The following is a 24,874-nucleotide window of genomic DNA, read 5'->3' as shown; positions in this document are numbered from 1 at the left end:
CCAGCAGACCCCGCACCGCGGACCCGCGGATTCCGCCCACACCCCACACCATCAGGCGACCACAGAACGGCTCAAATACTCACGAACCGCCCTCTGAGAACTGCAAGATCGTCCAAATAGCGGCTCTTGAGCTCACCTCGGTCGGATCCGGATCCGACCGCAGCATTGCCTTGTCTTCGAGTGCCTCATCCCCACCCCGCACGGCAGCGATCCGGCACTGCGAGGAACGCGCCCGCCCGGCACGGCGCGCTGGGTCTATATCGCGGACCTCGGAGACCCCGTGGCTGTCCCGCCCGGCAACGCGCGCGACCGCGGCCTGCCCGATGGCCACGGCATCAAGCAACTCCTGCACCCCGCGCGGACAGTCGATCTGGGCGATGTCTTCGGCGAGGTCTTGTGCTGCTGGTCCTTGCTGCCGGGGGGAAAGTGGTCGGGCCGGGAGCTCGTGCCTTTGACGCCTTCGCTCACGAAGGCGAGTTGGTCGCCTCAAGTAACCCTGAAATGGCGGCTGTTCCTTCGTAGACTGACGGGCACTGTCCGCCGACGGCCGGGTCCGGCCGTTGGGCAGCCGTCGGCAGGCGCCGCGTACTGCACCGTCTGCCGACCGCGCCACCCCCCTACCGTGCACCACCGCTCGCTCGAAGAGGGCCGTATGCCGACTGCCAGACTTGTCCAGTACCTGACAGGCACGGCATTGGCCGTGCTCCTGCTGACCACGGCACCCGGGGCGGTCGCCGCCGTCCCGGAGCCTTCGGCCCCCACCGCTCGCACCACCGCCCCGGCGGCCGCCACCTGGCAACCGCCGTTGTCGACTCGCGGCCGGTACATCGTCGACGCAGAGGGCAACCGCTTCCGGCTGAAGTCGGCCAACTGGGACGGTGCGCAAGGATCGTGGACGGGCAGCGGCAGCATCGCCGATTCCGCCAACCACCACGCCGGCCAGAACTCGTACGGCATACCCCTCGGCTTGGATCGGGTTCCCCTGTCCAAGTTGCTCGCCGACTTCCACGACCTCGGCATCAACAGCATCCGGCTGCCGTTTGCCAACGAGATGATCCACACCACGGTTCCGGTGCCGGACGTCGCCGTTGCGGCCAACCCGCAGTTGCGCGGCAAGACGCCGCTGCAGATCTTCGACGCCGTAGTGGCCGCTCTCACTCAGGACGGTTTCGCGGTCATCCTCAACAACCATACCAACACCTCCCGTTGGTGCTGCGGCATCGACGGCAACGAGCGGTGGAACAGCCATCAGTCCACCCAGCAGTGGGCGGACGACTGGGTCTTCATGGCCCGCCGTTACGCCGCCGACCCCCGTGTGGTGGGAGCTGATCTCTACAACGAAGTACGCCGCGACGTCCTGGACGATCCCAATTGGGGCCTCGGCGACGACCACGACTGGTACGCCGCCGCCCAACTCGCCGCAGACCGCATCCTTACCGAAGCCAATCCCAACCTCCTCATCGTCATCGAGGGGATCAACTGGACCGGCCTGCCCGTCGACGGTCTGCCGCACGGCCGCCCCACGCTCACCCCCGCGCGCACGCTCTCGCACACCCTCGTGGCCACTCACAAGCTGGTCTACTCCGCCCACTTCTACGGCTACACCGGCCCCCGTCACAGCGGTGCCACCGGCATCGGCGAAACCCACGACCCCCGCTACCAGGACCTCACTCGCGACGAGCTGTACCAAGCCCTCAACGACGAGGCCTTCTTCGTCTCCGAGGAAGGCGGCCGGCACTTCACCGCACCCCTGTGGATCAGCGAGTTCGGCATCGGAGCCAACGAATCGGGCGCCGCCGCCCGCGCGTGGTTCGGCAGTATCACCGACTACTTCGCCGATCAAGACGCAGACTTCGCCTACTGGCCACTGGTCGGATGGGAAGGCCACGACGACTGGTCCCTGCTGCGCTATGACACCGACGGGCACAGATACGGTCTCCTCGATCAGACCGACTGGCGCAGCGCCGCATGGAACCGCCTCATGACCTCGCCGACACGCACCGGGCCCGTCGCCGCGGTTCCCACCTGGCGCATGCTCGCCACCGACCACGGCGACTACGTCGAGTCGCTGCGGGTGCGAGCCGACGGCGACTGGGATCCAGGCGCCTACAAGGCCGCCTGTCCCGACGGACTGCGGCTGATGGGCCTGGGCCACACCGCAGGCCGCGGACTGTGCACCGACATCACCGCCGGTGACCTGCGCGCCGCAGGCAACACCCAGACAGTCGTCACCGACGAACGCTACGTCCCGCAAGGCGGCGACTGGGCCTCGGGTTACACCAAGCTGCAGTGCCCCTCCGGCCACTTCCTGATCGGCTACAGCCGCCGCGGTGGCCGCCTGTCAGCGGCCCTGTGCGCCCCTGCCCGCACCTCCCTGGGTGTCACAGGGCGGACCGTGTGGTTCGATCGGTCCGACAACCGCCCCGCCGATGCGTACGGCGGCGACTTCGCCTACGGCGACCACAAAGGCCAGTGCGCCGACGACGAGTACGCCGCCGGGATCGCCTTCACCACACGGATAGGCAGCACTGCAGGTCCCGCCGCCCTGCTCTGCCGAAGGCTGTCCTGAAGGGGGAGGGATGTCGAAGCCGGGGGGCAGGTCGAAGCCGGCTCCCCCTAGGCCTGGCCCCGGGTGACGGGGAAGCGCAGGTCGCACGCTTGGCCCTGCCGTGCGCGGCCCTGGCGCCCTCAGCCGTGGTGAGTTCGGGCCCGGGCCGCGACGGGGCGTCGTGGCGCAATTGGGTCGCGCGCGGGCTGGAGCGTGTCCGACGGGTCAAACACGTCGCTCGTTCGTACGTCAGCCCCATGGCGTACTCTGCCCTATCGGCAAGTCCCCTACCGTTTCGGGATCTTCTGATGAAGCAGCTACCGGGCAGCACCGGAGCCCTCCGCGCGGGCCCGGGAACGCTGATCGCGACGGCTACGAGCTCTATGGCGGCGAGGTCTGCGCTGCCGAGGATCCCGCCCAGCGGCCCGTCTTCCGCGACATCACGCTGCGCGGGTGTACGGTACGAGACTGCCTCCTGGAAGGGGCGCTCCTGGAGGACGTCCTCGTCGACGGCCCGACCGCTCCCGAGGACGCCCGCCTGAGAGTGCCGGCCTGCGCCTTCCGCCGGGTTGTGCTCCGCGGGCACTTCGCCACCATCAGCATCCTCCCGAACCTGAACCTGTGGCCCACCAACCTGCGGCCGCTGTACCAGCGCGCCAATGGAGAACACCGGGTCGAGCTGATCTCTGAGGGAGACTGGGCCCTCGACATCTCCGGGCTCACCAGCGGACTGGACTTCCGCAGCGCCGTACCGGCCTGCCTGGTGCGACGGGCCCCGGAGACACAGGTGGTGATGACGGCAGAGCAGGCGGCCGGCGGTGACTGGCGGAGCGTGCCAGGCCTCGAGAAGTCAGGCCTGGGTGTGCGTATCAGGCTCCTCCAAGGCTCGGGGCAGCGCGACACTCCGGGCCTGCCAGGCCGGTCGTCGCGTCGCGTTCGCCACCGCCGCCCAGTGGGTCGCCCCGCCTCGCCGAAACCCACCAAGTGGGCAGGCTCAATGACGAGTTGACCCGACTGGGGAGGATCCTGCTGATCGTGGTCGACGAGGTCGGCTACATCCCCTTCGAACCCGAGGCAGCGAACCTGTTCTTCCAGTTCATCTCGGGCCGCTACGAACGCGCCTCCGTGATCGTCACCAGCAGCAAGCCCTTCGGGCGCTGGGGCGAGGTCTTCGGCGACGACACCGTCGCCGCCGCGATGATCGACCGCCTCGTCCACTACGCCGAAGTGATCTCCCTCAAGGGCGACAGCTACCGCATGCGTGGCCGCGACCTCGGCCGGGTTCCCGCGGCCAACACCGGGAAATACCCAACATCAACTGACGGACCGGGGTCAGAGTTCGCAGACCGCCAACGGGTCCAAGTTTCAGAGACCGCCGACACAAGCTGGATGACCGGGGCCGATGTTGGTGCTGCCCGCGACCATGCGGAAGGGCGTCCGTCGGGTTGAGTGTGACGTCGGGCCCGGACGTCCTTCTGGCGGCACTGTGTGTGTTCATCGATGACCATGTGGCCCCTTGGATCGGACGACCCCCGAAGCTCTCGCCGGAGTCAGCGCATGATGTTCACGGCGCGGGCCACCACCAGCACCACCGTGACGATGGAGACGGCCGACTGCATGAGCATCAGCAGCTTGGCCCACCGGGACATGGGCATCGTGTCGGTGGGGCTGAAGGCGGTCGCGTTGGTGCAGGAGACATACAGGTAGTCGAAGAAGGCCGGCTCCCAGTCCCCGCTGACCAACTCCTGCGCCTGCATCTGGGGAAAGAGGAAGTCGGGCTGGGCACGGTGGGCGTGTGCCCGCGCGACGGGACCGCCCCGGTCGAACTCCCAGTACCACAGGGCGAAGACCGCGACGTTGGTGCCCCAGATACCGGCTGCGACGAGGAGCAGCGCGCCTGCGGAGCCTCCCTCGTGGCCCTCGAGCAAAGCGGCGATGAGCAGAGCCAGCGACCAGGCGTTGGCCAGACTGGCGAGCGCCGCGAGGGTCAAGGACGCGGCACGAAGCGCGACGGACTCGCGGTTGATCCTGCCCGGGTTGCTCAGCACAAGCACCGCCAGGAAGGTGCCCTCCACTGCGGGCAGCAGCCAGTGGGGGTGGATGGTGAACCGTCGGGGCTCCGCGAGTTGCGCGGCGATGATGAGCACTATGACGGCGGCGACCTGCCAGCGGTGCTCACCGTCGGTCGGCCGCCGCCACGCGGGAACCTTGGCCTTCTGTGGCGAGTCAGTCATGGGGTAAGTGTCGTACGGCGTCTCCGCGTATGCGTCGCAGGGGGAGTGGATGCCTCCGCCGGCCGCATCGCAGCAGTGGGCCGGCACCAGGACGGCCGTCGGAAAACCGACCACCGGCCCCAGCTGCTCCGCCTCGCCCCGCGCATGGGCCGGCGGGATGGGGCCGGTCGCGATCGCGATCCCGGCGGCCGAAACCGCCATGACCGCCTCCGGCAGCCTGAACGGACGCACCACCGCGCCGGCCGGTACGGCGACGAGCAGGACCACGGAGAGCCTCGGCGAGCGGGGTGTTCAGGGCTCGGTCCTTTCGAAACGGGGTCGGTGGTGCCCTTCCATCACATCAGGCCGGTCCGCGGCACCTCGAGTCGGTCCGTGGCATTTCGGCGCGAGGCGCGGAAACGGATGCGGGCCCCATCCCGCGGCCACCGTCACATGTGCGCACGCAGTGGCCAGCCGTGGTCCACCGGCCCGATACCGGCGCCCAGCGCGAAGCCCGCCGCGATCGCAGCGGTGACGTACTCCTTGGCCCGCCGCACCGCCTCCGGCACCGCGAGGCCCTGTGCGAGCCCGACCGCGACGGCCGAGGCGAGGGTGCAGCCCGTCCCGTGGGTGTGGCGGTTGTCGTGGCGCGGAGCGCGCAGCCAGTGCTCCTCGCGGCCGTCGGTCAGCAGGTCCACGGCCTCGCCGGGCAGATGTCCGCCCTTCACCAGCACCCACCGGGGCCCGTACGACAGCAGCCGCGCGGCCGCGCGGCGCATGCCCGGCTCGTCGGTCACCCGCATGCCGGTCAGCTCCGCGACCTCGTCCAGGTTCGGCGTGGTCACCGTCGCGCGCGGCAGCAGCCGGGTGCGTACGGCGTCCAGCGCGTCGTCAGCGAGCAGCCTGTCCCCGTGTTTGGAGACGCTCACCGGGTCCACGACGACCGGGGCCGCCACGTCCGCGAGCAGGTCGGCCACCGTCTCGACCAGCGCCGGCGAGGCGAGCATGCCCGTCTTCACCGCCTGGACGCCGATGTCGTCGACGACGCTGCGGTACTGGGCCCGCACCGCCTCCACGGGCAGCTCCCAGGCGCCCTGCACGCCGACGGAGTTCTGCGCCGTGACAGCCGTGACCACGCTCATCCCGTGAGCGCCGAGCGCCAGCATCGTCTTCAGGTCGGCCTGGATGCCGGCGCCGCCGCCGGAGTCGGACCCGGCGACCGTCAGGACACGGGGCGGCGCGGTCATGCGCGTCCCTCCTCTCGGACGCGCAGCGGCGCGTACACGGCGAGGGCCACCAGGAACGCCACGTAGTACGACACGTCAGCGCCGTGCAGCGCGTGGGCGACCGGGCCCACGTACAGGCCCGTGTCCATGAACGGCACCGCCGCGGCGAAGGCACCCGTGAACGCCAGGAGCGGGGGCCATACCGACCGGGGCCGGGCCGTCGCGGCGGCGAGATCGGTCACGGAACCGCGACGCACCAGCCAGTCGACGATCACGATCGCCACGAACCCGGGGATCCAGTAGCCCACGAACAGCAGCACGTTCTGGAAGCGGGCGGTGGTGTCGGCCGCGTGCATCCACAGGACCAGCGGGAAGCCGAGCACCGCGGCGAGGGCGGCTGCCGCCGGGCGCGGCACGCGCACCCCGACGGTCTGCAGCGCCAGGGAGCCGCTGTAGTCGTTCATGGCGTTGCTGCACAGCGCCGCCAGAGCCACCGCCAGCAGCCCGAAGGCGCCCGCCGTGCCCCCGCCCAGCAGCTTGTCCACCCCGGCGGCCGTCTGGTCGGTGAGCACCGACGCACCCCACAGACCGAGGACCTGTACGGCCAGGAAGGACACCACGAGTCCGAGCAGCGTGCACCAGAACATCCGGGAGCGGGAGGTGGCGCGCGGCAGATAGCGGCTGAAGTCGCTGGCGTACGGGGCCCAGGACAGGGCCAGGCTGAGTGCGATGGTGCTGGTCAGTACGAAGGCGCCCGCCCGGTCGGCGCCGTGCGCGCTGCCCGTCGCGGCGATGTGGACGCCGGCCGTCATCCGCACGGCGATCAGTGCGAAGGCGGCCGCGAGCACGAAGGTCATAACGGTCTGGAGCCGGTGGATTGCCTCGTACCCGAGAACCCCGAGGGCACCCTGCCCCAGCATCACGACCAGGACACCCAGCCAGAACGGCCAGCCGCACAGCCGCGCCAGCGCGTCCCCGCCGAACAGTCCGATCAGCGCGTCCCAGGCGACCGACGACAGCCACTGCAGCACACCGGGCAGCGCCACTGCACGCCCGAACGCGAGCCGGGCCAGCGGGAGCTGACCGGCGCCGGTGCGGCTGCCCCAGGTGCCGAGGTAGGCGGTGGGCACCGCGCCGAGCACCGTGCCCAGGACGACGGCGGCGAGCGCGGTGGTGAAGTTGAGGCCGAGCGTGATGCCGATGGTCCCGGTGAACACTCCGGTCATGGTCAGATTCGGGGCGAACCAGACGGTGAACAGCCGGCCCGCGCCGCCGTAACGATTGCTCTCGGGGACCGGTTCGATGCCGTGCCCCTCGACCCTGAGGTCGCCGGGAGCGCTGGGCATCCGTCCGTCGAAGACGTCTCGCCGGCCGTCGGCGGGCAGCCCGCCGGAAACATGCGCCAAGGGCATGAAAGACATCCCTCCGCCAGTACGAACTGGTTCAGGTTCAACGGGTGTGATCTCAGCCCGCAGGTGGGGCACCCCGTGTCCGGTACAGCGGCAAGACTAACGCGAGCCTGGGGATGTGCCATACGGAAGGGCCGCCATCGGGCAGCGGCCCTTCCCCTGGCGCCGTGGTGCGTCAGCGCTTGGTGTGGATGAAGCCGGTCTTGTCGACCTCGTCACCGGAGCGCCCGTGGAATCCGGCGAGCTGCCGGCCGGACGGCGCCGTGCGCGTCACCCGGTCGTCCGGGTCCTTCGGCAGCCCGAGCCGCTCCGCCCCGGACAGGGCCTTGGCGTCCAGGTAGGGCGCCACCTCCGGCCGGACCCGTTGCCCTCGCGCAGGAAGATGTCCGCACCGGCCGGACCCGTCCCCGGTATCTCCTGCAGCAGCCGGCGCAGGCGGAGACGTCCCCGTCGGCCTCCTTTCGCATGCGCCGCAGGTCGCCACCCCGATGCTCCATCAGCAACTGCGCGCCGTCGCCGAGCTGAGTCGCCGTCCGTTCGTCGTAACGCCGGTAGCCGTCGGCCCCAGGACGTCGACGCGTTCCTGCCAGTCGGCGCCAGGGCATCAACGCGTTCCTGCCAGTCGGCCCCGGCCGTGCGCCGGGGATCGCGCAGGCCCGCCTCGTGCAGCGCCCGCACCGTCGCGAGGGCGATCGGCAGGCCGAAGGCGTCGGTGCAGGGTTGAACTGCCGCGGTTTCGTGTCTGCGGGACGGGCCTCGTTCCATCTGCGGGAGCTGGTCACTCGTCGGCCTCGGGGATCTGTGTACCGCGCACCAGCTTGTCCTCACCGGCGCTCGCCAGGAACCGGCCGTCCGGATAGAAGGCCACCGCGTTCACCGAGCGTCCGTGCCTGACCTGCAGCAGCTTCTCTCCCGTGTCGACATGCCACCCGCAGATGACACCGTCCTGGGATGACACCGTCCTGGCTCCCCGTGTGACCGTCACGAGCCTTCGAACCTCGGCCTTGGAGGGGAGGCTGCCGGCCGCGCCGAGGGCGTGGAGGCGGGCCGGGCCGCGTGGCTGGAGGAACAGGGCCAGGTGCTGCCCGACGAGCTCGGCCGCGCACAGAAGGAGGTCGAGGCCGAGGGCCGCACGGTGGTCTTCGCCGCCTGGGACGGAGAGGTACGTGGCGCACTGGTCGTCGCCGACACCGTCAAGGCGACCAGCGCCGAGGCGGTGGCCGACCTCAAGCGGCTCGGGCCCACCCCGGTGCTGCTGACCGGCGACAACACGGCGGCGGCCCACGCGGTGGCGGCCGAGGTCGGCATCGACCAGGTCATCGCCGAAGTCCACCCGGAGGACAGGGCCGCCGAGGTCGAACGCCTCCAGCAGCAGGGCCAGGTGGTGGCGATGGTCGGCGACGGCGTCAACGACGCGGCCGCCCTCGCCCAGGCCGACCTGGGACTTGCGATGGGCACCGGCACCGACGCGGCGATCGCCGCCTGCGACCTCACCCTCGTACGGGGTGACCTGCGGGCGGCGGCGGATGCGATCCGGCTGGCGCGCCGCACCCTTCCTACGATCAAGGCCAACCTGTTCTGGGCGTTCGCCTACAACGTCGCCGCGCTGCCGCTGGCCGCGCTCGGCTTGCTCAACCCGATGATCGCCGGCGGCGCGATGGCGTTCTTCTCGGTCTTCGTGCTCTCGAACAGCTTGCGGCTGCGCCGCTTCCAGCCCTTGAACCGCTGACGAGTTCCGCGGCCAGGCCCTCCCTGCTCCAACCGAGGGGGTTGTGGGCGCGCACAGTACGGTGGGCACACCGTCCAGGCCGCCGAGGACACGACGACGCGGTTTTGCAGCACCCACTCTGTGATCTGCTGGAGGAGTCCGGCCGACTTGTCACTCCCCGTGGGCAGGCGCAGTCGACACTGCCGGGACCCCAGGGGTGAAGTGCCTGGTGGTAATCGCAGGGCGGGCCCCTGGGAGGAGTGCCATGCTGCACGTCCGCATCGCCGCCCCCGCGCCGACACAGCCCGGAATCCCCCTGCCGCGGCGTGATCTGGCCGTTGCATGGATCCTGATGGCTGTGCTCGCGGCGCTGGCATGGGTGCTCACCGTCGCCCAGTCCCGTGACATGGGCGTGGAGCCGGGAACGATGGGTCTGGCTCTGCCGCTCTTCCTGCTGTTGTGGGTGACCATGATGGTGGCGATGATGTTCCCGTCGGTGGCGCCGGTGGCCATCATCTGGGCGCGGGCGATCGGCCGGCAGTCGGCCGGTGTGGTCCGCGCCGCGCGTATCGCCCAGTTCGCCGGTGGCCTGCTTGCCTGGACAGCATTCGGTCTGCTCGCCTACGGAGTCCTGGCAGCAGTCGGTCGGCTGGTGGACGGCGCCCCGAGGCAGGCCGCTGGCTTGGCGTGGCTGCGTTCCTGCTCGCGGGGCTGTACCAGTTCGGGCCGCTGAAGCGCGTCTGTCTCCTGCACTGCCGCAACCCGCTGTCTCACCTGATGCGGTACGCGCACTTCCGGCCGTGGGCCCGCGACCTGCGCGTGGGCGCGCACCACGGGCTCTACTGCGTGGGCTGCTGCTGGGGCCTGATGATCGTCCTCGTATCGTTCACCTTCAGCGTGCGCCTCGCCGGCGCGGAAACGAAAGCCCTGCGAAGGGGAGCGGCCCCTCGCCCGACCGAGCTAGGCCTGCCCGTCACCCGTCGGCCGATGCGCGGGGCTTGCGGGCAGCGAGTCTTTCGACGATGCCGAGCTTGAATCGGCCCCGCTGCTCGATCTCCATTTCCGCCTGGACGTGTCGGAGGGGTCGGCGCAGCAGATGCTCGCCGCCGAGCGGAACGGTGACGAGTTCGATGAGCCGCTGGATCGCGCGGACGGGCCAGGCGGAGCTTGGTACGTGGTCCAGCAGGAGGAGCCGGCCACCGGGCTTGAGCACGCGGCTCATCTCGGCGATGGCGCGCTGGTCGTCGGGGATCGCGCACAGCGCCAGGGTGCACACCACGGTGTCGAAGGACGCGTCCGGGAACGGCAGGGCTTGGGCGTCGCCTTCGCGCAGGTCCGCGGGCCGGTCGAGCTCGTCGGCGCGGCGACGGGCGAGGGCCAGCATCTCAGGGCTCCACTCGATGCCGGTCAGCCGCACACCGGGAGGGTAGAGGGGGAGGTTCAGGCCGGTGCCGATGGCGACCTCCAGGACGTCGCCGGTGGCCTGGGAGCACACCCAGGAACGGCTCTCGCCGAACAGGGTGCGGTCGAAGAACCGCATCTGCCGGTCGTAGGAGCGGGCGTGCTTGTCCCAGTAGCGGCGCAGCCGCTCGTTGTTGCTCGGCTCGGGCATGGCGTCATCCTCGCCGTCACCGGTCTCTCCCGCATGTCACGGTTGGCCCGCCGGACGGCCCGGCCGGAGAACCTGCCGGCCGGGCCGCATGGACGGAGCTGCTGCCGCTCTTTGGGGCGTTGTCCTGTCACTCGGCCGGACGGGCCGTGTAATCCCTGCCGCCTCCACCGCCGCGACGAGCACCGCGGTGTCGACGTCGACGCCCTCCTCCATGATGACGACGCTGCGTCCGGTGCGTACGTCGGCGGCAGCCGAGCGGACCCCGGGGATGTCCTCCAGCTCGTCGTCGGTGAGCAGGCCGCAGCTGGTGCAGTGCATGCCCTCGATACGGAGCACCACCTGCGTGCCCTTGGCCTCGGCCTTGTTCCTACGGGTGAACAGCTTCATTTCTGGCCTCTTCAGGTGAAGTCGATGGTGCCGGTCTGCATGCCCATGGCGCAGGAGAACCGGAGCGTGCCGGGTTTGCGGGTGCCCAGGTCGACCTTGGTGTCACCGTCGCGCTTGACGATCTCCTGGACTCCGAGTTCGGGGATGGTGAAGGCCCGGGCGCAGCCGCCCGAGTCCTTGCCGTGAAGGACGAGCGTGGTGGGCACTCCGGGAGCGGAGGAAGTCGCCCAGGTACTGGAGGACCGCTCGGGTGCCGGGTCGAGCTAGCCGACGCCCTCCTCGCCTGCGACGTCTTCGAAACAGTCACCCTCACCAACGCGCGGCTGCACGTACTCGCAGTCATCGAGCACGCCACCCGGCGCATCCGCAGCCTGAGTGTCACCGCGCACCCGACCGCATCCTGGGTCACGCAAACGGCGAGGAACCTGGTCATGGACCTGCAGGACGCCGGAAGCCGGGCGCTGTTCCTGGTCCCGGGACCACGACGGCAAGTTCCCCGAGCTGTTCGACGCCATCCTCAACGGCGCAGGGATCGAGGTCGTCCTCACCGGCATCCAGAAGCCACGGATGAACTGCATCATGGAGAGGTGGGGGCAGACCTGCCGCCACGAGCTCCTCGACCGCGCCCTCATCTGGAACCAGGCCCACCTCCTCCACGCCCTACGCGACTTCGAACTCTTCTACAACACCCACCGCCCCCACCAGGGCCTCGCGAACGTGCGGCCGCTGTACCCACTCGGGGGGTGTCTGTTCAGTCGCCCGCGGCCTCGCTCGGCCCGGGGAAACCGTCAATATCGCGTCCGCGGCCAGCAAAGTCGCCCTTCCACAGGCGGGGCGACATACGCCGCCACCAAGCACGCCGTCCACGGTTGCAGCGCGGCCGAAAGTTCAGGTTATTGAGGTCACCGCACGCCGCCCCGGTGATCCGGCCAGGGTGGTGGCATCGGCGGAAGAAACGTTCGTTGAGGAGCTGGACTGGACTGCCCGGTACGGCGTCGAGGCCATGGTTTCCTCGGCTTGGGCAGGGCGGCGCCAAACGCCACGACTGAGCGTGAGCGGTGGCGGGCACCCGAGGGCCGGGCTCAGGAGGCCCCCCCGCGCTTCATCTCCACCCGATGGCCCTGCGAGCGCGGGGAGCCGGATCCCCTGCCGGCTTCGTCCGTATGGACGACGATCCGTGTCCGGTCGGCCCGGAACAGGTCGTGCGAGAACTCGAACGGCTTGCCGTCGCCGGTGGACGTGGTCCGTTCGATCGACAGCAGCGGCGCGCCCGCTTCCACGCCGAGGATGCGAGCCTGGTCGGCGGAGGCCTCGACCACCTCGATCCGTTCCACCGCCGTATCCGGGACCACACCGAAGCGGTCCTCGAGCAGCTCGTACAGTGAGCCGCCGAGCGGCATCTCCAGCAGTCCGGGGAACTGGTCCGCGGGCAACTGTGCGCGTTCCAGAGAGATCGGGATGCCGTCGGCCAGCCGGATCCGGACGACTTCAAGGACAAGCGCCTCCGATGTCAGCCCCAGGGCGTCCGCGGTTGCCTCGTCGGCAGCCCGGATCGCGGTGCCGAGGATCCTCGTGCCCGCGGTGAAGCCTTGACTGCGCAGATAAGCGGGTACTCCCACGACCGTGGAAAGGTCGCGCTCGACCTTTCCACGGTCGTCGCCGAGGGCGTCGCTGACGAAGGTGCCACCCCCTCGCCCGGGAACCCGCCGGACTACGCCCTCGTTTTCCAGCACACCCAGCGCCTGGCGCAGGGTGGAACGGCTAACCCCCAACTCCGCGGCCAGATGACGTTCCGAGCCGAGGCGCTGACCAGGCGTCAGCTCACCTTGCCGAATCTGTTCGAGCAGCCGGCGCTGGACGTCCTCAGCCACGTTGCCTTCCGATATGGTCACAAGGTCCAGGTTAAACGGTCGGACCGTACAGGGCCCGTACAGGGCCCACTAAACCGCTTGCAGACTGTCGAGGGATTCGGGCAGGACTTGCCCGCCGTCCACCACGATCGTCTGGCCGGTGATGTATCCGGCGCCGTCGCCGGCCAGGAACAACATGGCCTGTGCAATGTCCTCGACGGTACCCAGTCTCCGCATGGGGATGGACGCCTCCATACGCTTCAAGTAGTCCTCGCCCATCTCGTCCAGACCCTCGGTCGCGATGTTGCCGGGCAGCACCGCGTTGACCGTGATACCCAGAGGCGCCAGCTCGATCGCCGCGGTCCGCATGAAACCGAGTTGACCGGCCTTGCTGGCGCCGTAGTGCGCCCAGCCCGGATAGCCCGTGATCGGCCCGGTGATCGAGGAGGTCAGGATGATCCGGCCCCGGCCCGCCTGTTCCATGGCGGGCAGGCATGCCTTCACCGCGAGCATCGTGCCCTTGAGATTGGTCCCCAGCACCTGGTCGATGTCGGATGGGGTCATCTCGTGCAGCGACGCCGACGGGAAGATGCCGGCGTTGCTGCACAGGACGTCGATCCGGCCGTACCGGTCAAGGGCCGTGGCAGCCACGGCCTTTGCACCGGCGGGGTCGGAGATGTCCGCGGCGCAGGAGGTGACCGTACCGTGAGCGGAGAGCTCCTTCGCGGCGGACTCGGCCGCTTCCGCGTTGCGGGAGACGACGAGTACCTGCGCGCCTGCCTGGGCGAAGCACCGGGCGATGCCCTTGCCTATGCCTTTGCTGCCGCCCGTGACGATGACGGACCGGCCGGTCATGGATGTGCACATGGGAGGGTCCCTTCCCCAAGGCTTCCTGAGAGTTGAGTTCGCCGGGCAGCGGGTCCCGGCAACGGCGGGGCGCCGGAGGCGGCACCTGCGAGATCGGTGCGGGGCCGGATCGGCGTCAGGCGAACCGGCTCAGGTACTGCTCGGCAAGATCGCAGGTCACCTTCGTGAACTCGCTGCCTTGCGAGCGGGCGAGTTCGGTGTCGGCATGGGAGCCGATCCACGCGACCAGCAGGAGCCGCCGCAGCATGATGAAGGTCGGTATCTCGGCTTCGTCCTCCGCCGGGACCGGTAGGACACGGCGGTAGCCCCGCAACCAGGAGTCGACGATCGCGGGAACCTGCGGCAGGTGCTCGATGAAGCTCACTGCGGAGGCCAGGTCGTACAGGTACCAGCTGAAGCCGCAGTCGTCGAAGTCGATCACCTTTGTCTGGTCGCCGTCGAGCAGCAGATTGGCCAGGCGCATGTCGGCGTGCACCAGACCGAATCGGTCAGTGGACTGACCGAATCGTGTCAGGCGGCGCTGAAGGGTCTGGGCCAGCGGGTCGAGGACGGCCAGTTCGTCTGGGCCCATACCGATGCCCGCCTGCCAGCGCCCCCAGTGCGGCGCGTCGCCGAGCATCGTGTGGTAGTCCCAGGTGAAGCGCTCGAACCAGGTCGGACGCCGCCAGGAGCGCGAGTGCACGTGCATGCGGGCGGTGACCTCCCCGAGCTGCTGGAAGGACTCTTCCAGCCGGTCTTCGTCCGGCTCACGGCCGGACTCGAAGACGAACAGCACGCAGTGGCGTTCCTCCGTCGATCCGGGCAGCCGGACCGTCACGATGTCGGAACCCTCCCGGCTCGGGATGACGACCGGGGTCCTGATCCCCGCCTCCTCGCGGAGCGCCGCCGACCAGGCCAGCTCGGAGGCGATCGCGGTGCGCGAGTGGTATCCGAGCCGGTGTACCCGGAGCACGGCGCGGGAGCCGTCCGCCGGGTCGTCCACCCGGTAGGTGCCGTTCTCCGACAGGTTGAGCAGGGTGACGGTGGCTTGCGGGGAGAACGCGTAGTGGCTCAGCGCGGCGCGCGCGAACCGTGCCAGCCGGTCCTGCTGGGTTTCAGGCTGCACTGGGCTGCCGTTCATTCCACCTTCTGCCCTTCCCAGTTGATCCGTGGGCCTGCAGTGCTGTGGTCGACCGTCGCGGTCCCTGCTCGCGGCGTCACTGTTCCCGGCCTTCCACGGCGTTCAGGACCCGGGTGATGGCGTCCCTCGCCCGGGCCACGCCCTCGGATTTCCCGCTGATGTAGATCCTGCCTGCGGCTCCGATCATCTGGACGTCCACGAGGGTGTTCTCCGGCGCCGCCTTCTCCGCCTCGTTGGCCGCGACGGTGGCGAACAGCGCCGGCGTCATCTCGTAGACCAGCAGGGTCTCGCCCGGCATGACCATGGACGCCTGCCGGTTGCGGTTGACGATGACCGCGTGCTGGTCGGTGATGTCCTCGATGATGTCCGAGTACAGGATGCGTGGCCTGAGCTGGTCGGTGGGCGCGCACCCGATGCCTTCGAGGATCGCCTTCCCGGCCTGCTTGACCTCTTCCAGGTTGTAGCTGTGCAACTCCAGCACGCCGAACTGCCGCTCAACGAAGAGGATCCCAGGCTCAACAGCGGGGACGGACTTCAGAGCCAGGTCGATGACCCGCTCGATCGCCAGCCCCGGAGCCACCTCGACGATGAGTGCGTGACTGCCTTCCAGCGGCGGGTAGCCGCGCGCCCGGGTGGGGGTACCGAGGTAGGCCGCGAACTGCCGCTTCAGGTCCTCGATGAGCAGGTAGACGCGCAGCTCCGTGCGTGGTCCGGCCGTCTGGGAGGCGCTGTCCGAGCCGGGCCGGGCCTTGGTGGCGGGTGGTTGGTCCGCGCGGGGCCTGGTGGCACGGCCCTGCGTGCCCTCGCGTCGCGCCGCCACGGCACTAGCCCTGCACGGCGGCGCCGAAGTGCTTGGACACCTCGGCGTGCGGGCGCGGGATGACGTGCACGGACACCAGCTCGCCGACCTGGGAGGCGGTCTCGGCGCCGGCCTCCGTTGCGGCCTTCACGGCGCCGACGTCGCCGTTGATGATGACCGCCACCAGGCCGTCGCCTACCTCCTCCCGGCCGACAATGGTCACGTTGGCGGCCTTCACCATGGCGTCAGCGGCGGCCAGCGCACCGACGTAGCCCTTGGTCTCGATCATTCCGATGGCGTTGGACATCGTGTCTCTCCCTGTTGTTGGTGGTTGGTTGTTGGTGGTTGCGGTTCACTTGTTCGCCGCGGACGGGGTCGCCCGGGCTTCGGTCGGCTCGTCGATCGAGCCGATGATCAGTGCATCGATCGGCGGGGCCGGCCCTTCGAACCAGGCCGCCGCCACTGAGCCCTGGGCCACCAGGACCCGTTCTCCGGTGCCGCTGCCGAGGACGTCGAAGGCGACGATGTGTTGCCCGCCGTCGATCTCGACCTCCAGGAAGGCCCCGCTCGGCAGCCCGTCCAGCCGCTTGGTGGACCACACCGATCCTGTGACGGTCCCGCGCAGCATCAGTCCTCCCTTTCGATCCGCACGCCCAGCGCGCGTGCCCTGTCCCGGGCCAAGGGCGTCAGGACAGCCCGGCGCCCGAGGACGAGCACCCCGCCGGCCTTGGCGACGCGGGTGATCACGCTCTCGGTGACGGCTCCGCGCTCGATCCGCTCGGCGGCCGACTCCGGCGTGACCGGGCCGCCGTCCGGCACCAGAGCCTGCGTGGCGGGGCGCTCGTCCCTCGCCGTCTCGGAGGCCGATGGGGCGGTGCGGAGCCGGAACCGGTGGCGTCCGGACCGCAGGGCCTCCCGCGCCTGCGGCTCCTCGAACCGGCGCATCAGGTCGGCGACGAACGCGGCCAGTTGGCCGTCATCGGCGATCGACACCTCCTCAACTCTCGCTTCCGGCACCGCAGCAGGCGCATACGCAGTGCCGGCCGGCGCTTGAGCGGGAACCGGGGAGCGGGAGCCTTTCCGCCCGTCCACGGCGGAGGCCGCCGGGCAGTTGGGCGTACGGGCGGCAGCCGCCGCAGAGCTTGCGGACGAGGGCCGAGGTGTCGCGTCCGCGACCGGCAGCAGCTCCCGGAGCACCTCCCGGACCAGGTCCCGCAGGACCTGCCGGTCCAGTTGCGGGCGGCTCATGCCAGGCTCCTGAGCGTCGTCTCGGCGGCCTCCGCCGCCATCCGGACGTCCGATTCGGGGCCGCTGAGGTAGACACGGCCGGTCGCGCCCATCATGCGGTAGTCGACGACCTTCACTTGCGCCGCCTTCTCCGCCTCGTTGGTGGCGAGGATCGCGTACGAGGCCGGCTGCATCTCCAACACGAACAGCGACTCACCGGGCAGGATCATCGAACCGGACTTGTTCCGGTTGATCAGGAACGCGTGGAGGTGGTCCACGCTGGTGACGATCTTCGAGGCGAGGATCTTGGGGCGTACCGCGTCCGACTCGCTGGCGCCGAGCGCGTCCAGCACTGCCGAGGCAGCCGCGCGGACCGCGGACGTGGACCGCGAGTGGATCTCGAGGTAGCCGAACTGCCGCTCGACGACAAGGATGCCGGCCTGGACTTCGGCGTGCTTGAGCGCCACGTCGGTCAGCGGCTCGATGTCCAGACCCGGGGCGACCTCGATCACCTGCGCGGCCATGTTCGTCCGGGGCAGGCTTCCCCGGATGAACGTGCCGAGGTAGCACATCGTCTGGGGTTGCAGCTGGTCGATGAAGATGAAGGAACGCAGTTCGGCCACGACCTACCTCCGGTTCAGCTGCTGCAGCTCTTCGAGGACGAGCCGGCGGATCTCCTCGCGCAGCTCGGCCATGAGGGTCTCCTCCGCCGCGCCTCCCGCCGCGGGCGACTGCGCCGGGGCGGCTGCGCGGCCGGGCAACGCCGTCCAGGGTTGGAGGCCGGTGAAGTCACCGAACGGCTCGGCCGGATCGGAGTTGTACGCGACGCGCATGACGTCGACGAGGTGATGCGGTCGCAGGTTCTCGCCTACGGAACTGCGTCCGAGATACCCGGTGCCGATGGTCATGGACGGTGCGAGGTTGGTGTCGAATCCCGCACTGCCGGTGCTGCTGCCCGCGTTCACGCTGACGCGCAGCACGTTCACCGCCGCGGCGAAGGCCATGATCGTGGCCGGGTCGTTGCTGTGGATGGCCGCCGAGTGACCTGCGCCGGTGATACGCAGGACGGCGCGGCTGACGTCGATTCCCCGCTTCGCGTCCGGAACCTGTACCAGCCCGAGCACCGGGCAGAGCTTCTCGTGCGCCAGCGGTTCTTCCGGGACGGCCAGGTCGAAGGGTGCGAGCAGGACCCGCGTGCCAGTGGGCACCGTGATGCCGCATTCGCGCGCGATCCATGCCGCGTCCTTGCCGACCGCGGCGACCCGGAAGTGGCCCTCCGGGAACAGGTAGTTGCGCAGCCGGTCGCGTTCCTCCGGGGTGCACAGGTGCGCACCCTGCCGGCGCATCTGCTCCAGCAGCGGGTCCGCCACCCCCGTCTCGGCGATGAGGACGGACTCGTTGGTGCACAGCACCGAGTTGTCGAAGCTCTTGCTGTCGACGATGCGCTGTGCGGCCTTGGCCGGGTCGGCCGTCGCGTCCACCAGCACCGGCCCGTTGCCGGGGCCGACGCCGAGGGCGGGGTTGCCGGAGCGGTATGCGGCGCGTACCACCGCGGTGCCGCCGGTTGCGAGGATGACGTTGGTGCGTTCGTCCGCCATCAGCGCCTCGATCAGCGGGATGGACGGCTGTTCGACGACTTGGACGGCCCCGTCGGGCGCTCCGGCTCTCTCGGCTGCGTCGGCGAGCCACCGCGCGGCGTCGGTACAGCATTCACGCGCCATCGGATGGGGGCTGATCACAATGGCATTGCGGGTGAGCAGTGCCAGGATCACCTTGAAGTACACCGTCGACACGGGGTTCGTGGAGGGCGTCAGCGCGAAAATGACGCCCGCTGGGCGGGGGATCTCCACGATCTTGCGCTCCGGGTCGAGGCGCGCGCTGACGAGGTCCTCGTCGCGGTAGTGCTCGAAGATGCCGCGTGAACAGAGCTCGTTTTTCAGGCGCTTGTGCTCCACCACGCCGAATCCGGTCTCGCGCACGGCCCACTCGGCGTAGTGGGCGGCTCTGGCCGACGCGGCCTCGGTGACAGCGCTCGCGATGCGCAGGACCCGTTCCCGGTCGTAGCCGGCGAAGGCTGAGGCGGCCCAGCGGGCGCGCTGCAGCATCATCCGTGCGCGGGCCACGCCGGCCGGCTCCTGGGTCGTCGTGGCCATCACGCGACCTGCCGTTCCAGCCGCAGGCTCTCCTGCCGGGCCTCGGCCACCGAGACCTCGACCCGGTCGAGTACCTCGTCCACGAGCTCGGGTTCCATCAGGATCCCGGGTTTGAATTGGAGCACTCTGGGGTCGAGCGTGGAGAAGATCGCCCAGACGCCGTTGCGGTACAAGCTCTTCATGACGTGGTTGGCTCCGCGTGGGTGGTTGAACTCAAGGCCCATCACCAGTCCGTCCTGCCGGATGCCGACGAAGTAGTCCGGGTGGAGCGACTGGATCTCGCGCAATCCTTTGGCGAAGCGGTCGGCGATGAAGCCGACCATGGAGCGGACTTCGGGGCGCTGGGTGATCTCCAGCACCTTCAGGGCGACGATGCAGCCCAGCTCGGCACCGCCCATGGTGGACATGTGGGCGAACCCGTCCTCGGACAGCCAGCCTGCGCACTCGCCGCTGACGACGACACAGGCGATCGGGTACAGGCCTCCGCAAATGCCCTTGCCGGTGACCAGGATGTCGGGTTCTACGCCGTGCTTGCTGATCCCCCACAGCTCGCCCGTGCGCATGAGGCCCGTCTGGACCTCGTCGGCGATGTACAGGGCGTCGTACTGCTCGCACAGTCGCTTCACGCCCGCCAGGTAGCCGGGCTCCGGCATCGGGAAGCCGTAGGTGGCGGGGATCGTCTCCATGATCACCGCTGCGACGTCCCGGTTCCGGAGGGCGTCCTCCATGGCGTCCAGGTCGTTGAACGGGACCTGCGGGAACTCCTCCGGGCGGTCGGCCAGGAAGATCTTGGAGAACCGCTCGTCCCCGACCCCGACGGCCAGCCCGGTGTGGCCGTGGTAGGCCTTGATCACCGAGACGATCTTGCGTCGCTTCTTGGTGTGCCGCGCTGTCTTGATGGCGATGTCGATCGCCTCGCCGCCGCCGCTTGCATAGATGACGTTGCGCATGTTCGGCGGGCAGGCCTTCACCAGGGCCTCGGCGAGCGCGGTACGGGCCAGCGAGGGGAAGTGGTGGTTGCCCAGGTCGAACCGCTGCATGCCCTCTTCCAGGGCCTGAACCAGCTCGGGATTGCGGTGGCCGAGGTTGTAGGTGCCGCCGTTGAGGTGCACGTCGATCAGCCGCTTGCCGCTCATGTCGTAGAGGAAGTAGCCCTCGCGACGGTCGATCACGAGGTCCACACCCGAGTCGATCCAGTGCTGGGTCTTGCCCGGGTTCCAGAACCTCTTCGACTTCTCGAGGAACTCGTCCTTCGACTCGTACGAGACGAAGCCGTAGTCGTACATCGCGTGCTGTCCACCCTCCGAGCGACGACCGGACGACCGGAACGCTAGACCGAAAGCCGTTTCGGTTCAACCGTTTCTTCATACGGTTTTATTCGGTCGAGAGATTGGGTGGCTGATCAAGAAAAACCTCGACCGAGGCCCTTGTTTGGCCTGACCGTCAGTGTCAGCATGCGGCTCTACGTCCTGTGACGCACCTCGCACACTCGTCTGTGCGCACCGGTGAGCACGGAGAACGCAGCAGACCGCAGTGGCGCAGCGCTGTACTGACCTGCGAAGCGCTGTACCGAGCTGCGCAGCGCTGCCCTGCGACCGCGCGTCGAACCACCGGGGCGGCCAGGGACGTAGCACCTCGAAGCTCTCGTCGCTCCGGAGGAAGGTCCGAACCGATGAGCATCAAACAATCCATCACGCCCGCCGAGAGACCCGGGACCGCAGGGGTACAGCGCCTCAAGCCGAACGCCGTCGGCCTGATAGGCGTCATCTTCATGGCCGTGGCGACGGCCGCTCCGATCACCGCCATGACCGGGAATGTGCCCGTGGCCGTGGGGTCTGGCAACGGGGCGGGAGCCCCGGCAGGCTACCTGGTCGCGATGGTCGTGCTGGCGATCTTCTCGGTCGGCTTCACCGCCATGGCCCGCCACATCACGGCAACCGGAGCCTTCTACGGGTTCATCTCCTTCGGTCTCGGCCGGGCGGTGGGGATGGCCTCCGGATTCCTTGCCACGCTCGCGTACGTGATCTTCGAGCCGGCACTGATCGGGATCTTCTCCGTGTTCGCGGAGAGCACGGTCAAGGACCAGGCGGGACTGTCCGTCCCGTGGTGGGCATTCGCCCTCGCCATGCTGGTCGTCAACGCTCTGCTCACCTACTTCGACCTGACGCTCGCCGAGAAGCTGCTGGTCGTGCTGCTGCTGACCGAGATCTCCACACTCACGATCATGTCGGTCTCCGTCGCGCTGCACGGTGGCGGCCCGCAGGGCATCCCCCTGGAATCGGTCAACCCGGTGAACGCCTTCAAGGGCGTCTCGCCCGGGCTCGGGCTCTTCTTCGCCTTCTGGTCGTGGGTCGGTTTTGAATCGACCGCCATGTACGGGGAGGAGTCCCGCAACCCGAAGAAGATCATCCCGCGTGCCACCATGATCAGTGTGATCGGCATCGGGCTGTTCTACGTCTTCGTCTCGTGGATGGCCATCGCCGCCAACGGCCCGGCCCAGTCGGTCAAGCTGGCCCAGACCTCGGCGTTCGGCCTGTTCTTCAACCCCACCGAGCGCTTCGTCGGGCACTGGGCCGTGGTCCTGATGCAGTGGCTGATGATCAGCGGTTCGTTCGCCTGCGGCATGGCCTTCCACAACTGCGCGGCGCGCTACCTGTACGCGATCGGCCGGGAAGGCGTCTTCCCCCGGCTGCAGCGGACGCTCGGCCGGACACACCCCGTCCATGGCTCGCCCTACGTGGCCGGCTTCGTCCAGACGGGCATCTCGGCCCTGATCATCGGGCTGTTCTGGGCAGCGGGCAAAGACCCTTACACCGGGATGTACGTGCTGCTGGCGATCCTTGGGACCATGGCGATCCTCGTCGTCCAGGCCACCTGCTCGTTCGCTGTCGTCGCCTACTTCCGGTCCCACCACGTCGAGCACGGCCACTGGTTCCGCACCCTGGTGGCGCCGCTGTTCGGCGGCGTGGCAATGATCGCCGTGGTGTTCCTGCTCGTGTCCAACCTAGACACAGCGGCGGGCGTGGAGTCCCACTCGCTTCTGCTGCGGATGACTCCCTGGATCGTCCTCGGCGTCTTCGCTCTCGGCGTCGGCCTCGCCCTGTACCTGCAGCGACGCGATCCGAACCGGTACGCGCTGATCGGTCGGACCGTGCTGGAGGAGACACACGAGCGCGAATGACAAGCGAGGCTCCGGCGCCGGAGCATCCGGCACCCTGCCGACCCGCGCGACCGCCTCGTGGCGGACCACAGTCCTCTCCTGTCCGACGAGGCGGTCGGCGCGCCGGCGAACACTACGTCGTCACCGAAGGTGGGAACCACTCCATGCCGCAGCTCCGTGTCCTCGTCGTACAGCACGAACCGGCGGCCGGCCCGGGGTTCTTGACACAGTGGTTGCGCGGCGCCGGCCTCCGTCTCGACGTCGTCCACCCCTACAGGGGCCGCTCACTGCCCGAACAGGCAACGGCAGACGGGCTCGTGGTGCTCGGCGGCTCGATGGGCGCCTCCGACGACGACAAGGCACCGTGGCTGCCCGAGGTCCGCAGACTGCTGGCCCAGGCCGTCGACAGCGGCATCCCCACCTTCGGCATCTGCCTCGGGGGGCAGCTGCTCGCAATGGCCTGCGGAGGCGTGGTCGCCCAGGGTGGGAACGGGCCCGAGATCGGTATCACGCCCCTGACCATCCACCCCCAGGCCCATGCGGACCCGCTCTTCAGAGGTCTCGCCACTGGCGCGCCGGCCCTGCAATGGCACCAGGACGAGATCCGTGAGCTGCCACCGGGCGCCACGCTGCTCGCCGGAACCGCGGCCTACCCGCACCAGGCCTATCGGCTGGGGGACCGTGCCTGGGGCGTGCAGTTCCACCCCGAGGCGACATCCGGCATCGTCCGTGCCTGGGCAGCGGAGCACAAGCCCGCGCTGGCCGCCGCAGGCATCGACCCGGCAGCCGTCGTGGCCGCCATCGCGGAACACGAACGCCTCCTCGCCACGACCTGGCAGCCACTCGCCCACCGATTCGCGGCCGTCGTCAGGGAGTCCGCGTCGGGACCCTCTCGAAGGAGCCGCTCAAAGGGGCTGCCTCATGTCGGACAACCATGACTTGGCCGACCGAGGCTCTTCCCCGTCCGGGGTGGGCCGCCTCAACAATCTCGTCCGCTTCCTGTTGCCTCCGAACGTGAAACGGGAGACAGCTATCGCCTTGTTCGTTTCGACGGCGGCACCGTACTGGACGAGTTGCGACCGCTACTTCTCCGCGATCACGGCCTGGACCTGCCCGAACCGCTTCTCCCAGCACGCGGCCCAGACGGACCGCATCCACAACTCCACCCGGCCTGCACGCTGCCCACGATCTGGGACCGCCTCCGGGACGCCGGTCTGCGCGGGCGTTACTACTACTACGACGTGCCCTTCACCGCGCTGTGGGGCTCGAAGTACAAGGTCTCCTTCGTCGACCCGAAGTTCCTCGACGAGGGCACCGGCAGCTCGGCGGACGACCACCCGCACGCGGACATTCGGGCCGGGCAGTCGTTCCTCAACCAGGTCTACAACGCCGTCACCTCCGGCCCGGCCTGGGAACGGACGATGCTGGTGATCAACTACGACGAGTGGTGCGGGTTCCTCGACCACGTCGCCCCCTCGGTCGCCCCCGATGCCCACCCCGACTGCGGCCTGCGCGGCTTCCGGACACCGTGCCTGGTCAGCGCCGCGCGCCCGCCGCAACCACGTTGCCCACAACGTCTATGACTACACGTCCGTCCTGAAGGCCGTGGAGACGATCGCCGCTGGCGCAGCCCACATCCGGACAGTCACCTCCAGGGCCGAGGATGTGCACGCCGGACCAGACAGTTTCGAGCTGATCGTCATCGGCAATGCCTTCCACCGGCTACACCGTGATCTGGTCGCCCAGCGCGCCTACGCTTGGCTCAAGCCCGGCGGCAGCCTCGCGCTGTGCTGGTCGACCTCCCCGTGGGGAGGCCCCCAGGACTGGCAGCGGGCGCTCGACAGCATGCTGCGCACATGGCAGAACGCCCTCGGCGCATCCGGCCGCGTTCCGCCAGGCTGGGAGCAGCCAAGGCAGCAGGACCCTGACCACGAAGTACTGTCCCGTGCTGGGTTCGAGCCCGCCGCACGCCACGAGTTCACCGTCGAGCACCACTGGAGGATCGGTGAACTCGCCGGACACATCCGGTCGACATCGTTCCTGCCGCCCCCAGTGCTCGCGGACCACGCCGCCGAGTTCGACGCCGACCTCACCGCCCGCCTCAGCCGCCACACAACCGACGGCCACCTCACCGAAACGGTCAGCTTCGCCTACGAACTGGTCCGCATACCAGCTCTCGCGTGACCGCCAGGAATGAGGTTGCACCCCGGGCGTGGACACCGGGTTTCATGCGGCGAGGTCGAGGCTACCTGAGTTGATCAGACGTTGTTCGAACTCGACGGGTGTGAGGTACTTCAACGCCGAGTGGCGTCGTCGGCGGTTGTAGTAGGACAGCCAGCGGAACAGTTCCAGTCGGGCCTCGTGCTTGCTGTCCCATTTGCGCTGATGCATCAACTCCCGCTTCAAGCCCTGGAAGAACGACTCGGCCAGCGCGTTGACGCTCCTATAGTTCGTCAAGCCGCTGAGGCGGGTTGTGTCCTTGCCTTGATCATCTGGTAGGTCTCTCGGGCCAGGTAGCGCTTGAGGCAGCGGATGATCTCCTGTTTCGTCTTGCCTTCGGCCGTGCGACGTGCGACGTAGTCGATCGTGGGCTGG

Annotated in this window: 23 protein-coding genes, 7 pseudogenes and 1 riboswitch; of the genes and pseudogenes, 10 read left to right on the top strand and 20 right to left on the bottom strand. The window is 69.2% G+C overall.

The annotated features are described in order from the left end of the window. Nucleotides 1–652 precede the first annotated feature (652 nt). On the top strand, nucleotides 653–2,569 hold the full coding sequence (locus ABZV31_RS36810; RefSeq protein ID WP_355901192.1) for a cellulase family glycosylhydrolase: 1,917 nt from the start codon (nucleotides 653–655) through the stop codon (nucleotides 2,567–2,569). A 963-nt stretch (nucleotides 2,570–3,532) separates the two neighbouring features. Beyond that, nucleotides 3,533–3,997, top strand: coding sequence for an ATP-binding protein (locus ABZV31_RS36805; protein ID WP_355901191.1), 465 nt, complete (start codon nucleotides 3,533–3,535; stop codon nucleotides 3,995–3,997). A gap of 101 nt (nucleotides 3,998–4,098) precedes the next feature. Here the strand turns inward: ABZV31_RS36805 and ABZV31_RS36800 are convergent, their stop codons facing one another. The 5 genes and pseudogenes from ABZV31_RS36800 to ABZV31_RS36780 all read right to left on the bottom strand — a co-directional run bounded on the left by ABZV31_RS36800 (nucleotide 4,099) and on the right by ABZV31_RS36780 (nucleotide 8,354). Then, a complete protein-coding gene (locus ABZV31_RS36800; protein WP_355901190.1) occupies nucleotides 4,099–5,049 on the bottom strand; it encodes a hypothetical protein in 951 nt (316 codons plus the stop codon). Nucleotides 5,050–5,210: 161 nt separating this feature from the next. Next, nucleotides 5,211–6,008 (bottom strand): bifunctional hydroxymethylpyrimidine kinase/phosphomethylpyrimidine kinase, encoded by a 798-nt coding sequence (gene thiD / locus ABZV31_RS36795; RefSeq protein WP_355901189.1) that lies wholly within the window; start codon nucleotides 6,006–6,008, stop codon nucleotides 5,211–5,213. Next, entirely contained in the window at nucleotides 6,005–7,399 is a 1,395-nt protein-coding gene (locus ABZV31_RS36790) for a cytosine permease (protein ID WP_355901188.1), read from the bottom strand. The genes thiD and ABZV31_RS36790 overlap by 4 nt, the downstream gene beginning before the upstream one ends. Next, nucleotides 7,391–7,485: riboswitch (TPP riboswitch) on the bottom strand. (Overlaps the previous gene by 9 nt.) A gap of 191 nt (nucleotides 7,486–7,676) precedes the next feature. Continuing rightward, a pseudogene (locus ABZV31_RS36785) lies at nucleotides 7,677–8,089 on the bottom strand (endonuclease); the annotation flags it as partial. A gap of 85 nt (nucleotides 8,090–8,174) precedes the next feature. Beyond that, a complete protein-coding gene (locus ABZV31_RS36780; protein ID WP_355901187.1) occupies nucleotides 8,175–8,354 on the bottom strand; it encodes a hypothetical protein in 180 nt (59 codons plus the stop codon). 78 nt (nucleotides 8,355–8,432) lie between these two features. On the opposite strand from ABZV31_RS36780, the pseudogene ABZV31_RS36775 reads away from it, so the two are divergent. Further along, nucleotides 8,433–9,125: pseudogene (locus ABZV31_RS36775) on the top strand (HAD-IC family P-type ATPase); the annotation flags it as partial. A 244-nt stretch (nucleotides 9,126–9,369) separates the two neighbouring features. After that, a pseudogene (locus ABZV31_RS36770) lies at nucleotides 9,370–9,986 on the top strand (DUF2182 domain-containing protein); the annotation flags it as partial. Nucleotides 9,987–10,077: 91 nt separating this feature from the next. Here ABZV31_RS36770 and ABZV31_RS36765 read toward each other — a convergent pair. From ABZV31_RS36765 to ABZV31_RS36755, 3 genes are read right to left on the bottom strand one after another with little or no spacing between them, the layout of a single operon-like run. After that, nucleotides 10,078–10,716, bottom strand: coding sequence for a methyltransferase domain-containing protein (locus ABZV31_RS36765; protein ID WP_355901186.1), 639 nt, complete (start codon nucleotides 10,714–10,716; stop codon nucleotides 10,078–10,080). Between the two features lie 36 nt (nucleotides 10,717–10,752). After that, nucleotides 10,753–11,103 (bottom strand): cation transporter, encoded by a 351-nt coding sequence (locus ABZV31_RS36760; protein ID WP_355901185.1) that lies wholly within the window; start codon nucleotides 11,101–11,103, stop codon nucleotides 10,753–10,755. An 11-nt stretch (nucleotides 11,104–11,114) separates the two neighbouring features. Then, nucleotides 11,115–11,309: a cupredoxin domain-containing protein gene (locus ABZV31_RS36755; RefSeq protein ID WP_355901184.1), complete on the bottom strand. Its 195-nt coding sequence runs from the start codon at nucleotides 11,307–11,309 to the stop codon at nucleotides 11,115–11,117. Nucleotides 11,310–11,357: 48 nt separating this feature from the next. On the opposite strand from ABZV31_RS36755, the pseudogene ABZV31_RS36750 reads away from it, so the two are divergent. Then, a pseudogene (locus tag ABZV31_RS36750) lies at nucleotides 11,358–11,841 on the top strand (integrase core domain-containing protein); the annotation flags it as partial. Between the two features lie 163 nt (nucleotides 11,842–12,004). Beyond that, nucleotides 12,005–12,130, top strand: a pseudogene (locus ABZV31_RS36745) (UDP-glucose 4-epimerase GalE); the annotation flags it as partial. Between the two features lie 55 nt (nucleotides 12,131–12,185). On the opposite strand, the gene ABZV31_RS36740 reads toward ABZV31_RS36745, so the two are convergent. The 10 genes from ABZV31_RS36740 to ABZV31_RS36695 form a co-directional block, all read right to left on the bottom strand. Beyond that, nucleotides 12,186–12,974 (bottom strand): GntR family transcriptional regulator, encoded by a 789-nt coding sequence (locus ABZV31_RS36740; protein ID WP_355901183.1) that lies wholly within the window; start codon nucleotides 12,972–12,974, stop codon nucleotides 12,186–12,188. A 69-nt stretch (nucleotides 12,975–13,043) separates the two neighbouring features. Continuing rightward, on the bottom strand, nucleotides 13,044–13,820 hold the full coding sequence (fabG, locus tag ABZV31_RS36735; protein WP_355901182.1) for a 3-oxoacyl-ACP reductase FabG: 777 nt from the start codon (nucleotides 13,818–13,820) through the stop codon (nucleotides 13,044–13,046). A gap of 115 nt (nucleotides 13,821–13,935) precedes the next feature. Further along, nucleotides 13,936–14,940, bottom strand: coding sequence for a phosphotransferase (locus tag ABZV31_RS36730; RefSeq protein ID WP_355901181.1), 1,005 nt, complete (start codon nucleotides 14,938–14,940; stop codon nucleotides 13,936–13,938). Nucleotides 14,941–15,016: 76 nt separating this feature from the next. Continuing rightward, on the bottom strand, nucleotides 15,017–15,760 hold the full coding sequence (locus ABZV31_RS36725) for a microcompartment protein (protein ID WP_355901180.1): 744 nt from the start codon (nucleotides 15,758–15,760) through the stop codon (nucleotides 15,017–15,019). Between the two features lie 4 nt (nucleotides 15,761–15,764). Further along, nucleotides 15,765–16,046: a BMC domain-containing protein gene (locus ABZV31_RS36720; protein WP_355901179.1), complete on the bottom strand. Its 282-nt coding sequence runs from the start codon at nucleotides 16,044–16,046 to the stop codon at nucleotides 15,765–15,767. 45 nt (nucleotides 16,047–16,091) lie between these two features. Beyond that, nucleotides 16,092–16,367 (bottom strand): EutN/CcmL family microcompartment protein, encoded by a 276-nt coding sequence (locus ABZV31_RS36715; protein ID WP_355901178.1) that lies wholly within the window; start codon nucleotides 16,365–16,367, stop codon nucleotides 16,092–16,094. Beyond that, a complete protein-coding gene (locus ABZV31_RS36710; RefSeq protein ID WP_355901177.1) occupies nucleotides 16,367–16,987 on the bottom strand; it encodes a hypothetical protein in 621 nt (206 codons plus the stop codon). Before ABZV31_RS36710 ends, ABZV31_RS36715 begins: the two co-directional genes overlap by 1 nt. Further along, nucleotides 16,984–17,589, bottom strand: a complete 606-nt coding sequence (locus ABZV31_RS36705; protein WP_355901176.1) for a BMC domain-containing protein — start codon at nucleotides 17,587–17,589, stop codon at nucleotides 16,984–16,986. The genes ABZV31_RS36710 and ABZV31_RS36705 overlap by 4 nt, the downstream gene beginning before the upstream one ends. 3 nt (nucleotides 17,590–17,592) lie before the next feature. After that, nucleotides 17,593–19,119: an aldehyde dehydrogenase family protein gene (locus ABZV31_RS36700; RefSeq protein WP_355901175.1), complete on the bottom strand. Its 1,527-nt coding sequence runs from the start codon at nucleotides 19,117–19,119 to the stop codon at nucleotides 17,593–17,595. Beyond that, nucleotides 19,119–20,405, bottom strand: coding sequence for an aminotransferase class III-fold pyridoxal phosphate-dependent enzyme (locus ABZV31_RS36695; protein WP_355901174.1), 1,287 nt, complete (start codon nucleotides 20,403–20,405; stop codon nucleotides 19,119–19,121). The genes ABZV31_RS36700 and ABZV31_RS36695 overlap by 1 nt, the downstream gene beginning before the upstream one ends. A gap of 386 nt (nucleotides 20,406–20,791) precedes the next feature. Between ABZV31_RS36695 and ABZV31_RS36690 the strand changes: the two genes are divergently transcribed. The 4 genes from ABZV31_RS36690 (at nucleotide 20,792) to ABZV31_RS36675 (ending at nucleotide 24,463) form a co-directional block, all read left to right on the top strand. Next, a complete protein-coding gene (locus tag ABZV31_RS36690) occupies nucleotides 20,792–22,300 on the top strand; it encodes an APC family permease (RefSeq protein WP_355901173.1) in 1,509 nt (502 codons plus the stop codon). Nucleotides 22,301–22,443: 143 nt separating this feature from the next. Continuing rightward, complete coding sequence (locus ABZV31_RS36685; protein ID WP_355901172.1) at nucleotides 22,444–23,217, top strand: type 1 glutamine amidotransferase; 774 nt, start codon at nucleotides 22,444–22,446, stop codon at nucleotides 23,215–23,217. 135 nt (nucleotides 23,218–23,352) lie between these two features. Then, nucleotides 23,353–23,862, top strand: coding sequence for an alkaline phosphatase family protein (locus tag ABZV31_RS36680; protein ID WP_355901171.1), 510 nt, complete (start codon nucleotides 23,353–23,355; stop codon nucleotides 23,860–23,862). An 82-nt stretch (nucleotides 23,863–23,944) separates the two neighbouring features. Further along, nucleotides 23,945–24,463, top strand: a complete 519-nt coding sequence (locus ABZV31_RS36675; RefSeq protein WP_355901170.1) for a hypothetical protein — start codon at nucleotides 23,945–23,947, stop codon at nucleotides 24,461–24,463. A 42-nt stretch (nucleotides 24,464–24,505) separates the two neighbouring features. Here ABZV31_RS36675 and ABZV31_RS36670 read toward each other — a convergent pair. Continuing rightward, nucleotides 24,506–24,715: pseudogene (locus ABZV31_RS36670) on the bottom strand (IS3 family transposase); the annotation flags it as partial. A gap of 17 nt (nucleotides 24,716–24,732) precedes the next feature. Then, a pseudogene (locus ABZV31_RS36665) lies at nucleotides 24,733–24,874 on the bottom strand (IS110 family transposase); the annotation flags it as partial.

It is taken from the genome of Streptomyces sp. NPDC005202 (assembly GCF_040608235.1).
Classification (GTDB): Bacteria; Actinomycetota; Actinomycetes; order Streptomycetales; family Streptomycetaceae; genus Streptomyces.
Note: the sequence above shows the minus strand (reverse complement) of the source record. Positions and strands in the feature narration are given on the sequence as shown.